Raw genomic sequence first — 11,787 nt, 5'->3', positions numbered from 1 at the left:
ACTATAAACAGTAACACTATTTATTTCATACTTTCAATCAATAACGCTATGACTATTACCAAAAATACCGCCAAAACTATTCGACCACAATTGGCTACTTTATTCTTGGTAGGAATCGTCTTGATTGCGGCGGCGGTTGCTATTCTTTGGGCAATTGGCATAGGAGTTGTTACAAATGTTTTTGCCTACTTAAATTTGTTGCAGGAAGAGCCTCCCATCTGGGTAGAAGCACCGATGGTTATGAGTCGGTTTTTGCTTTTACCTGCGATCGCAGTGTTTCTGTTAGTATTTGTAATTACCAAAGTTTCTCCTGAACCTAGAGGATGGTCAAGATTTGTCGTCGTTGCTATTCTATTGATTTTAACTTTTCGTTATGTGCAGTGGAGATCGCTTTCTACTTTGAATTTGAGTGATCCTTTGGAAGGAACATTTAGCATTGGCTTATTTGTCTTAGAGATGTTTGCTCTATTCAACAATAGTCTCCAGCTATTTTTGATGTTAAAGGTTAAAGACAGACGACGAGAAGTAGATCATCTGTCTGCACCAGTAGTTGCGGGCAATTTCCGCCCTACAGTTGATATTTTTGTACCGACTTTTGATGAGCCAGAATTTATTTTACGGCGGACAATTATTGGCTGCCAGGCGATTGAATATGAACCCAAAACTATTTACCTATTAGACGATAACAGACGCTCAAACGTTGCCCAGCTAGCAGCAGAGTTGGGCTGTAAATATCTAACCCGTTCTAATAATTATCATGCAAAAGCAGGAAACATCAATCATGCTATCCCTCTAACTGATGGAGAATTTATTGCTATTTTTGATGCCGACTTTATCCCTACCAAGAATTTTTTACAGCGGACGTTGGGCTTTTTTCAGGATGATAAATTAGCTTTGGTGCAAACTCCTCAAAGTTTTTATAACATCGATCCTATTGCCCGTAATTTAGGTTTAGAAGATGTATTAACTCCAGAAGAAGAAGTATTTTATCGTCAGCTACAGCCTGTCAAAGATGGTGCGGGAAGCGTAGTTTGCTCTGGGACTTCTTTTGTGGTGCGTCGCCAAGCTTTAAAATCTATTGGCGGTTTTGTGACGGATTCTCTGAGTGAAGATTATTTTACAGGTATTCGTCTATCGGCGCAGGGTTATCGTTTGGCATATATTGATGAGAAGCTAAGTGCAGGTTTGGCTGCGGAAAATATTGCTGCCCATGCTACCCAAAGGCTGCGTTGGGCAAGAGGAACTTTACAGGCATTTTTTATCAAATCTAATCCCTTAACTATTCCTGGTTTAAATCCCTTGCAAAGACTGGCGCACTTAGAAGGTTTACTTCATTGGTTTACCAGTATCTCCAGCGTGTTTTTCCTGCTTATGCCCTTAGCTTATGCCTTTTTGCATCTTATTCCCATTAGGGCAACTACCGATGAGTTTCTCTTTTTCTTCTTACCCTATTACATAACCCAAATAACGGTTTTTTCTTGGCTTAACTATCGATCGCGCTCGGCTATTTTATCTGGTATCTATGGTTTAGTCTTGGCGTTTCCCTTGGCGGTAACGGTAATTCAGGCAATGCTTAACCCCTTCTCTACAAGTTTTAAAGTTACTCCTAAAGGTACAAAAAGCGATCGCTTTTCTTTTAACTGGAAGTTGGCTTTTCCTTTGCTGATTCTGTTTATATTTACCGCCATCAGTTTTTGGTCAAACCTCTATTCCTGTGCTTTAGCTACAATGCACGACTCTCCTAGAATGGCTCTAAAGATGCAGGGCTTAAATTTAGGCTGGATTTGGAGTACCTATAATTTAGTTTCTATTGGCGCAGCACTATTGATTTTATTGGATGTACCAAAACCTGACGTTAATGAATGGTTTAACCTACGGCGATCGATTAAATTGGAGCTAAAAGAAGCAAACCAGAAAACTTATTATGGTGTAACGACTCGTATCTCGGAAGTAGGAGCGGATATTTCTTTGACTCAAGCAGGAATAGGCAAGCCTATCAAAGGAGAAACCATTCCTGTAAATATATCAATTCTTGAAGAGGATATTGCTTTATCGGGAAACATCACCGCAATAGATATCTGTGAGGATTTTTATATGGTTCATGTAAATTTTAATCTTCCAGCCTTAGAGCATGAAAGAAAGCTGATTGCGCTTTTATTTTGTCGCCCTGGACAATGGAAAAGGAAAAACACCCCAGGAGAATTACATTCTTTATGGCTGCTGTGTAAAATTTTATTACGACCAAAAGTATTATTCGATCGCAATCCGAAAATTAATGCCATAAACGTGGCGCAAAGTTAATCTTGAGAATTACTGGTTAAATTCTTCATTAGTGTTAGTAATTGTTGATAGAGTTTCGTGGCTTAATTGTTCTAGTTGATTCCACTTAATTTATTAATTTCTTCTGACCAAATTTCAACTAAATTATTAATAGTTTGTTCCCAAGTCCATTGTTGAGAAAGTTCTTTTGCTTTTATCCCCATTGATTGACGTAAATTAATATTAAAGATTAACAAATTTAGTTTATCCAAGAAATCCGCTTGATTCTGAGGTTGATATAGAAAGCCAGTTTCCCCATCTTTAATAGTATCTATAACTCCTCCTGCTCGTGGTGCGATCGCAGGTATTCCCGCAGCAGCAGCCTCAATAACAGTTAAACCTCTAGTTTCTTTTTCGGAATTAGTGATAAATATATCGCTATTAGTTAGCAGCATGGGTACAGTTTCGGGTGCGCTTCTACCTAATAAATAGACATTAGGTGTTAGTTGTTTTAAAGATGCTTTTATTTCATCTTTAAGTGCGCCATCCCCAGCAACAATAATAGCAATCTTGTTTAAGATATCAGGCGATAAATCAGCCAGAGATTTTAAAGTAAAATTCCAGCCTTTGTCGGCAGTTAAACGTCCCAAAAATATTAGCTTTATTTTATTTTCTAGATTCTGTATGTTGTATTGTTCGCTAAAAAATTTAAAGCTCTTACTATTAGCGAAATATTTTGAATCGTACCCAAGTAAATCAGCACAATAAATATTTTTAATACCCAGCTTAGTAAGCTTTTGCGTAGTTACAGAACTAGACACTAAAGTTAAATCATAAGCATTATATATTTTGGTAAAAATCAAGGCTAATACCTTTTTAATTAACCTGTTAATACCTAGTGGTAATTTAAAATAATCATCAAAATAATCACTATAGTTAGTATGAAACCAGGCTATACAGGGAACATTATTTTGCCTTGCATATTTCACCCCAGGTAGTTTTAGAAAGCAAAAACCTAATCTTTCTGCTTCATCAACATGAATAATATCTGGCTGAAACTCTTTTAATTCCTTAATTACTCTTTGATAGGACTTTATTGTGACATCTCTTTCAAAGTCTAAAGCGAGAGATTTTGTACTAGCAAGATTAATTACTTTGACATTAGGAAATATCTCACCAATATATTCTTGATAGTCGGGATAAATATGCTTAATAGGTTGATAGTCTGGACAAAATACTATTACCTGATGTCCTAAAATACTAAGCTGCTTTAATCTATTGAATACTGCAATAGTTACACCATCTATTACAGGAAAAAAGCTAGAACATATAACTGCTATTTTCATTATATTTTTACCTGTTTAACAGACCATAAATCTAAAGGAAATTCATCAGCACTAAATATATGAGATTTATATACTTGTTTAAAATTAATTTGTCTATTATTCTTTAATTTTTGTTTTAACTGTAAAGATGGCTTTAAGACATATATATTTTCAAAGTTTTTAATGTATTCATCTAAGTTCCCTCCTTGATTAATAACCTTATATTTAACCTGTGGAGATAAGGAATAGGCTAAAGAAAAAGCATCCATAGTACTACTATATTCTGCAATTACTAAAGCTGAATCGTTTTGATTTATTATTTGCGCGATCGCAGGATTATTAATATTTCTTCCCTTTTGATAAAACGGTGACAAATTTAGGTTGCGCGCGCAGGAAAAAATACCCAACGTTAGAAAAGCCACAACCACAAACCGCCAAAAATTTTGTCTTTGAATAGCTGTAATTTTGCTAGTTAATGTATATGCAACTGCTATTAGAATTCCCAACTGTAACGGAATTAAATATCTGGGTGCAGTTGAACTTTGCCCTTGATTAATAATATCAGTCAGCAGTAATGATACTGGTAGAGAAAGCATTAAAGTAATAATAAAAAGCCAGCGATCGCGCTTGGTATTTACTATCAGGTAATATACAGAATAAACAGATAAGCTCAAGATACACAAAGCAACTAATGCGCCAATTATAGTTATCCAATCTAAATACATATAGCTGGACAGTAAAAATATGCTGCTAATTATGGCTAACCACAAGGCAAATTTAGCTGGCTTTTTTTTCCAGCTTGAAGATACTTTTATTACAACTAAAGTAGAAATAGTAATCGTAATTAAAGCGATCGCTGTGTGAATCGGATTGGAATTTTGGGATATAGGTAAATCGCCAAAGATTAATAAATCTGTACCAATAAAAACAGCAATAATATCAGGTATGTTGAAATTGCCTCGCATCCAGCTAGTATTCTTATGTAGCAAGTCTATATTATTAATAATTACTAATATCCAAGGAATAAAAGCTACGAGAGAAATAAGAGAAAATAATACATAGTTTTTGCTGACCTGTAACCGCTTTTTAGATAAGATAAGCAAAAAATAAATACCTTGAAAAAAGGCTACATACAGAGAAAATAGGGAAGTATAAAAACCTATTATCAAACTAAAGCTGTATAGTATCCAAGACTGCTTATTATTGAGTTTAATTGCCCTCAAAAAACTCGCACTCATTAATAATATAGCTACCGTCCATAAGCTATAGGGGCGGGCTTCTTGAGCATAAGCCACATGAAAAGGTGAAACGCTCATCAACATAATAGCTAACCAGCTAACTAATCGTCTGTCAAATAATTCCTGACAGAGCCAGTACAAACTGGGAAAAACTAATAAGCTTATGCAAGCGGAAAAACTCCGTATAATAGATATCGAATCTCCCCATAACTGCATCCATACTCTGATTAATAAAAAATAAAGCGGAGCGTGTTCTGGGCTTTTAGTTAAAGCATTAAAACTATCTCTAAAAGTTTTATCAGGACTTGGTCTCTGATAAGAAAACAAAGTCTTGCGATCGACAATCCCCTGCTGTATTAAATCATTAGTAACCTCTGGAATAGTGTAGCCAGAAGCCCTAACTGCGGTAGAAACCTCATCTACCCAAAATACTTTGCTTTCTAGATTGGCAAAACGAAAAAAAACTCCTAGTAATAATGTAATTACTAATAAAATTACTGAAGATAGATAAAAGATTTTCTGATACTTTTCAAAAGACATTTATCATCAAAAAAAGTTAATATAAACTGTTATTTAAAAAGTTATATAATGTCATCATTAATTTTGAAGCATAAAACCGCAGTTCTAGAAAATAAAAACAACACCTATCATGGCATAGTGCTTCTATTATCGGCGTTTTTGTTAATTTCGCGATCCGCAGGCTGCGCGTCAGCGCAATCGCTCCAGGCACATTCAACTTCAATTAAACAGCTTCAAGCCGATTCTCCTGCTACTTTTGGCACTAAAGGACAAAAACACTGGTATATTCAGGGTGCAGCAGCAACTACCTTGGATAATGAAGAATCCGATCCTCGTCGCTTTGCCTTGGTGGGTGCAGGAATATCTAAATTTTTATTTAATGGTCACAGCATCAATCTAGAATTAAACACTATCTATTTTAATCAACCAGATAACAATGCTCTCGGACTTAATCTAGCCCTTTTGATGCGATGGCATTTTATTCGTCAACCCAATTGGTCGCTTTATGTTGATGGGGGTGCGGGAGTTTTGGGTACAACTAGCGATGTTCCCAGTAAAGGAGCGAGCTTTAACTTTACCCCCCAAGCTGGAGGCGGAGTAAGTTTTAAACTCAAGCATGAAAGAAGGCTGATGTTAGGGTTGCGTTGGCATCATATTTCCCATGCAGACTTATTTGGAGCCAATCCTGGCAGAGATAGTATTATGGGCTATGTTGGCTTAGAGTTTCCTCGATAATTTCTAACCTTTGTTAAAACAATTTGTTAGGGAAAAGTAACTTATTGTCTTAGGTAATATTTATATTCAGGACGTGTCAGTGAAAAATTTGTGGCAATATCAAATCTAGAAAAAAAAAGATATTTTCATTTTGCAGGAATTAATTGTTCTAGCTTTTGTTGCCAAGTTTGCCCAGAAAAACTATGGTTTTGCTGTAAAAAGAAGTAGCTGCCAATTCCAAAAGTGGCAATAACTGCTAATGACAAGATGCTGATGATGCTTTTATTTTTACTTTGTTTCTGACTGTTTGTAGTAGAAACCTGCTCAGTCGTATTAGATTTTGCTATAGGCTGATTTAGAGTTTTAGTTTCAGCTATAGGTTTTTCCTTAACCATTACATTAGACTGGTCGAAACTTTTAGTAACAGGTAAATGATTATCGTGACTACCAACTGCTGACTTTAATTTTGTTTTTTGCAGATTAACTTTATCTAGGTCAACACCATGAATATCTGCCCCTGTAAGATTAGTATTAGTCAAATTAGCATCAGTTAAGTTGCTGTTATTTAAAATCGCCTCACTTAAGTTGGCATTGCTTAAATTAGCTTTCTCGAAGTTAGCTCCTTGCAGATTTGCCTGACTAAGATCCATACCGCTCAAATTCCTGCCAACTGCACCCCGATTAACTATTTCCCAAACTGAATACCATTTGGAATCAACCATAGTTTTTTGACTAAGTTTGGTTGTCTTTAAATTAGCAAACTTTAGTTCTGCATCTTTTAAATATGTACCATCACATGATGCTTTAGCTAGATTAGCATTAGTTAAGTTAGCTTGACTTAAATAAGCATTTTTTAAATCGGCATTTTGCAAATTGGCTTTAGTCAAATCTGCTCGATAAAGATAAGCATTACTAAGATTGGCACTATTCAAATTAGCGTTAACTAATTTAGCATTGCTAAGATCGGCGTTATTTAAATCAGCACGAAATAAATTAGAATTGCTTAAATCAGCACCTGTAAAGTTTTTATTCTCTGCTGTATTGTTGACGATATTGTAAACACAACGGTTTTTATCGGCAATTATAGTTTTAGAATTTATTCTGGCTTGAGAAAAAATTACAAAGTCAAGACTTGCTCCTTTTAAATTAGCATCTTGTAAATTTGCTTTTAAAAGATTTGCTCCTTCCAAGTTGGCATTTTCTAGTTGAGCCTTACTCAGATCTGTATTACCAAGATTGGCAGATCTTAAATCTGCCTTGTGCAGGTTAATACCGCTCAAGTTAATATTACTAAGATTGGCATTAGATAAGTCTGGAACTACCTTTTTATTTTTCTTATACCAGTTATTCCATACTGATACATCTTCTTTGATTAATGCCAAATGTTCCGTGTTTGCCATCTGAGATAATTTCCTAACTTTACTAATGTTTTCAAAGTGTCATACTGCCAAGTTAGTTTACAGGTGAAACGATAATAAAGCTCTTAAATATCACCAAAGTTTCCTAGTATGACACCTTTATATTTGACATAATACGCAATTAGCTTAATTCTACAAACAAAATTTACCTGCTGGACGAAATAGATGAGAATGTTCAGGATGATATAGGCGAGAACGAGTAGTTACGACTGGTTGCAAAGCAGGACTTATTAAATACAGAGTAGTCCTAATAAGATTGTTTTTACGAGTAACCGCAGCCATCTCTGTTAAAGGAACCACCCAAATCTGTTCATCTTGCCAACCAACTCGGTAACAAACTGCCACAGGAGTATCTTGAGGATAATGTTTCAATAGCTTGGCTTGCGCCTTTTCTATATGACGGGCAGCTAGATAAAGACATAAACTAGCCTTATGTGCAGCTAAAGAACTTAGTTCCTCTGCTTCAGGCACAGACGAAGCCTCGCCGCTAATTCTGGTCAAGATAATTGTTTGAACTAGTTCAGGAATAGTTAATTCAGTACTAAGTTTGGCAGCCGCAGCCTGAAAAGCACTAATGCCAGGAATAAGTTCAAAAGGAATCTCTGCTTCGGTGAAAGCCTGCATTTGTTCGCCGATCGCACTATATAAGGTAAGATCTCCAGAATGTAGACGAACAACTGCTTTACCTTGCCTAACTCGTTCAATGGCTAGGGGGATTATTTGTTCTAGGATTTTATTTCCTGTAGGTATTAATTCTGCATCAGCACGAACATCCTGCAATATTTGCTTAGGCACAAGGGAATCAGCATAGAGAATTACGTCTGCTTGAGCCAGAATTCTATAAGCTTTTAAAGTTAATAATTCTGGATCTCCAGGCCCTGCACCAATAATATAAACCGCAGGCTTGAGGAGAGATTTAGTTAATGTCATTCAATTTAATATGTAAAGATTGATTACCAACTACTAATTAGCGATCATTAATCGCTTTTTTGTGCTGCCTTCTAGGAGATACCACATCAGGTAAAGGACGTTTAAACCAATAGAGCCAGGCAAGAATCAATAATCCTAAAGCGATCGCGCTTAGGCTAACTAACTGAGCAATTTTGAACGGACCCAGCATTAAGCTGTCAGTACGCAACCATTCGATCCAAACTCGTCCTAGGCTATAGCTAATCAAATATACTGCTGCTAAAGTACCAGTTTTGAGACGATTATAGTTTTTAAGTCCCCAGAAAAATAATGACAGCAGAAGAATAAAAACGCCAATATCCCACAGAGATTCGTACAAAAAAGTGGGATGAAAGTATGCAGAATCAAAAAACTCCACAGGACGATAGGGAGGTGCAATATAAAGCTTCCAAGGTAAATTTGTAGGTTTACCAAAGGCTTCGGAATTGAAAAAATTACCCCACCGTCCGATCGCCTGACCTAAGATCAAAGATGGTGCAATCAAGTCTGCTAGTTGCCAAAAAGAAATACGATTTAATCGAGCAAAAAGAATTGTAGCTATTGTACCACCGATTATAGCTCCATGAATCGCAATACCGCCTTTCCAAATGGCGATAATATCTTCAGGGCGTTGAGCATATTCTTGCCATTCAAATAAAACATAATAAATTCTGGCGCAGGGGATAGCTCCAATAACCAGCCAGATAGCCAAATCGGCTAGGGCATCTGGATTTACCCCACGACGTTTGGCTAAATATTGTGACAAACTAACGCCAATTAAAACCGCTGAAGCAATTAATAAGCCATACCAACGAATCACAATTGGTCCAACTTCAAAAATAATCGGACCAGGAGATTGAAACTGAAAAGCAAATAACATATTTATCTAAGTTGGCAAGATTTTACTAGAACTTTGGTTCTTATATCTTAATACTCGCTGATTATTATCTCAGGTTTTCGACGCTCCCTCAAACAAGCTCTAGTGATTTATCTATGGATTGTAACTACTGTGGAAATTGTGTCGGGTTTATCTGTGGCACGGGTATCTCAAGCAGTCGCAAATATCCTTAAATCAGCTAAAACTCTAGGTAATATTTGCCGTTTTCTATTTTATAAAAAACAAGCTCAGAATTGGCAATTCTGATAAAATCTGAAGTGTAAGTATTAATGATATCGAGCGATGTATAGCCAGAAGCTATAGTAACGTTTGTAGCTTCTCTAAATTCTATATCGAGTACATTATAAAAATTACCACCAGATGCCGCTAAATTAGTAAACATAATTCTGCCTTAACCTTCTCTAAATAAGGCTTGATAGCTTGTGCAAAAGGTAATATGCCAACAGGGGAACTGAATTGCCAATTTGTCTTCTTACCTCAGTAATTGTCCCCTCAAAAATAAAATCATCGGGATAGCCAAAAAGCCTTGCCCTCTCACGATTAGTCAATGGTCTAGGCTCAGAATAGTGGTAGCCCCAAGTACCTCCTCCACCAGCAGCAATGATAGTTGTAGAAGGTTTATCTGGATGTAAGCGTCGATAAACATGAGATATCATGCCCTTTACATAGTGAGGTGAATCTTTGGGAATATCTGTAAAGTTACCGCCTGCTGGGATAAGCTTTAGCTTCTCAACAGTGCTAGGCTGAATGTTTTGATGCTTATTATTATGCTCGACTTTTTCAACGCCATAAAGTGCTTCTGAGGACGAAACATAGTTATCAAGGGTATGAGTTTGTTGGGGAATTTCAAGAGTGTGTTTTATGTCTTTCCTAACACCAATAATTAAAACTCGCTTTCTAAGCTGAGGTGTTCCATAATCAGCAAAGTTCACGCTTGTGGGTGTAGTTGTGTAGCCATACTTACCTGTAGAAGAAAAGTCTTCAATAATTTGTTTAATAGCTTTACCCTTATTAGCAGTCATCAAACCTTTAACATTTTCTGCTATAAACATCAGTGGTTCTTTCAAAGCAACAATATCTACAAAGTTTCGATATAGATTACCTCGTTGGGTTGTGATTCCACCACGTTTCCAAATCATTGAAAAATCTTGGCAGGGAAAACCTCCTAAAATTAAATCTGCATCAGGTATTGTAAAATAATCAAGTTTTTGTATATCTCCATGAACAATGTGTTTACCTATGTTTTTCTCGTATGTCTCACAAGCTTTTTTATCGATGTCGTTTGCCCAGAGAATCTTGAATCCAGCTTGATGAAACCCCAAATCCATACCACCACAACCTGAAAATAAAGAGATAACATTTATCCTTTGCTTAGATTCTGGTGTAGATATGGGTTCATTAAATATGTTTAATTGAGTCATTAATTGGCTGGCTTTTGGAAAAATATTATTTAATTACTTTAATTGCCGTTTTTAGGATCATGCAAAATCTGGGATTGCTTATTCATTACCGATTATTTTTAACATATTTGATGACTACTCTACGCAAAGGGAATATAGCCAATCCTAGTATCATCAGTAAATACCCATAAATTTAAGATGGTAAATAATTTAGAATTGGGCAAGCTCTATTTGGTGGGAACTCCCATTGGCAACTTAGAAGATATTACCCTGCGAGCAATTCGCACACTGACAGAAGTTGATTTAATTGCAGCAGAAGATACACGCCGCACTGGCAAATTATTACAACACCTACAGATCAAGACACCTCAACTGAGCTACAACGAACATAATCATAACTCTCGCATCCAAGAATTAATCGCTCGGCTTCAGGAAGGAGAAAGTATTGCTTTAGTTACAGATGCAGGAATGCCGAGTATTTCCGATCCTGGAGTTCAATTAGTGCAAGTTGCGATCGCACAAAAAATTAGAGTAATTCCCATTCCTGGAGGCACAGCAGTTGTCAGTGCTTTGGCTGCATCGGGTTTACCCACAGATAAATTTGTTTTTGAGGGCTTTTTACCGCAAAAAGAAACAGAGCGTATTTCTCGATTAGAATTATTACGCTGCGAAACACGCACTATAGTTTTTTACGAAGCACCTCACCGTATTCTTAAAACTTTAACCGACTTAGCCAGGACAGTAGGAGTAGATAGAGAAATTGTCTTAGCACGGGAATTAACCAAAATACACGAGGAGTTTTGGCGAGGAAGTATTGGCGAAGCGATCGCTTTATACACAAAAGAACGTCAACCAAAAGGAGAATATACTTTAGTCTTAAAAGGTACAGCCGAAACTAATTTAATCATCTCAGAAGCTGAACTAAAATTGGAATTGCAGCAGCTATTAGATCAGGGAATGACGCGATCGCAAGCTAGTCGTCATCTGGCAAAGCTAACCTCTCTATCGCGACGAGAAATTTATCAGCTAGATTTGAATTAAACCCTGTCCAGATAGAAAACTGTAGTT

General features: G+C 36.4%; 10 protein-coding genes. 3 read left to right on the top strand and 7 right to left on the bottom strand.

The annotated features are described in order from the left end of the window. Window positions 1-48 precede the first annotated feature (48 nt). Window positions 49-2,301 carry a glycosyltransferase family 2 protein gene (locus SLP02_RS11620; protein WP_319420817.1) on the top strand — a complete coding sequence of 751 codons (2,253 nt, stop codon included), beginning with the start codon at window positions 49-51 and terminating at the stop codon, window positions 2,299-2,301. Between the two features lie 71 nt (window positions 2,302-2,372). On the opposite strand, the gene SLP02_RS11615 is transcribed toward SLP02_RS11620, so the two are convergent. Further along, window positions 2,373-3,605 (bottom strand): glycosyltransferase, encoded by a 1,233-nt coding sequence (locus SLP02_RS11615; RefSeq protein WP_319420816.1) that lies wholly within the window; start codon window positions 3,603-3,605, stop codon window positions 2,373-2,375. After that, window positions 3,605-5,362 carry a glycosyltransferase family 39 protein gene (locus SLP02_RS11610; protein WP_319420815.1) on the bottom strand — a complete coding sequence of 586 codons (1,758 nt, stop codon included), beginning with the start codon at window positions 5,360-5,362 and terminating at the stop codon, window positions 3,605-3,607. Before SLP02_RS11610 ends, SLP02_RS11615 begins: the two co-directional genes overlap by 1 nt. Before the next feature lie 48 nt (window positions 5,363-5,410). Between SLP02_RS11610 and SLP02_RS11605 the strand changes: the two genes are divergently transcribed. Continuing rightward, window positions 5,411-6,076, top strand: coding sequence for an acyloxyacyl hydrolase (locus SLP02_RS11605; RefSeq protein ID WP_319420814.1), 666 nt, complete (start codon window positions 5,411-5,413; stop codon window positions 6,074-6,076). A 125-nt stretch (window positions 6,077-6,201) separates the two neighbouring features. Here the strand turns inward: SLP02_RS11605 and SLP02_RS11600 are convergent, their stop codons facing one another. The 5 genes from SLP02_RS11600 to SLP02_RS11580 all read right to left on the bottom strand — a co-directional run bounded on the left by SLP02_RS11600 (window position 6,202) and on the right by SLP02_RS11580 (window position 10,740). Further along, a complete protein-coding gene (locus SLP02_RS11600; protein ID WP_319420813.1) occupies window positions 6,202-7,455 on the bottom strand; it encodes a pentapeptide repeat-containing protein in 1,254 nt (417 codons plus the stop codon). A gap of 150 nt (window positions 7,456-7,605) precedes the next feature. After that, complete coding sequence (cobM, locus tag SLP02_RS11595; protein WP_319420812.1) at window positions 7,606-8,403, bottom strand: precorrin-4 C(11)-methyltransferase; 798 nt, start codon at window positions 8,401-8,403, stop codon at window positions 7,606-7,608. A gap of 37 nt (window positions 8,404-8,440) precedes the next feature. Continuing rightward, window positions 8,441-9,301, bottom strand: a complete 861-nt coding sequence (gene lgt / locus SLP02_RS11590; protein ID WP_319420811.1) for a prolipoprotein diacylglyceryl transferase — start codon at window positions 9,299-9,301, stop codon at window positions 8,441-8,443. 196 nt (window positions 9,302-9,497) lie between these two features. Further along, complete coding sequence (locus tag SLP02_RS11585; protein WP_319420810.1) at window positions 9,498-9,701, bottom strand: hypothetical protein; 204 nt, start codon at window positions 9,699-9,701, stop codon at window positions 9,498-9,500. 19 nt (window positions 9,702-9,720) lie between these two features. Next, window positions 9,721-10,740, bottom strand: a complete 1,020-nt coding sequence (locus SLP02_RS11580; RefSeq protein ID WP_319420809.1) for a DNA cytosine methyltransferase — start codon at window positions 10,738-10,740, stop codon at window positions 9,721-9,723. A gap of 177 nt (window positions 10,741-10,917) precedes the next feature. On the opposite strand from SLP02_RS11580, the gene rsmI reads away from it, so the two are divergent. Beyond that, window positions 10,918-11,760, top strand: a complete 843-nt coding sequence (gene rsmI / locus SLP02_RS11575; RefSeq protein WP_319420808.1) for a 16S rRNA (cytidine(1402)-2'-O)-methyltransferase — start codon at window positions 10,918-10,920, stop codon at window positions 11,758-11,760. Window positions 11,761-11,787: the final 27 nt, after the last annotated feature.

The organism is Pleurocapsa sp. FMAR1, assembly GCF_963665995.1.
Lineage (GTDB): Bacteria > Cyanobacteriota > Cyanobacteriia > Cyanobacteriales > Xenococcaceae > Waterburya.
The sequence above is the reverse complement of the archived record's forward strand: the minus strand, read 5'-3'. Positions and strand labels throughout refer to the sequence as shown.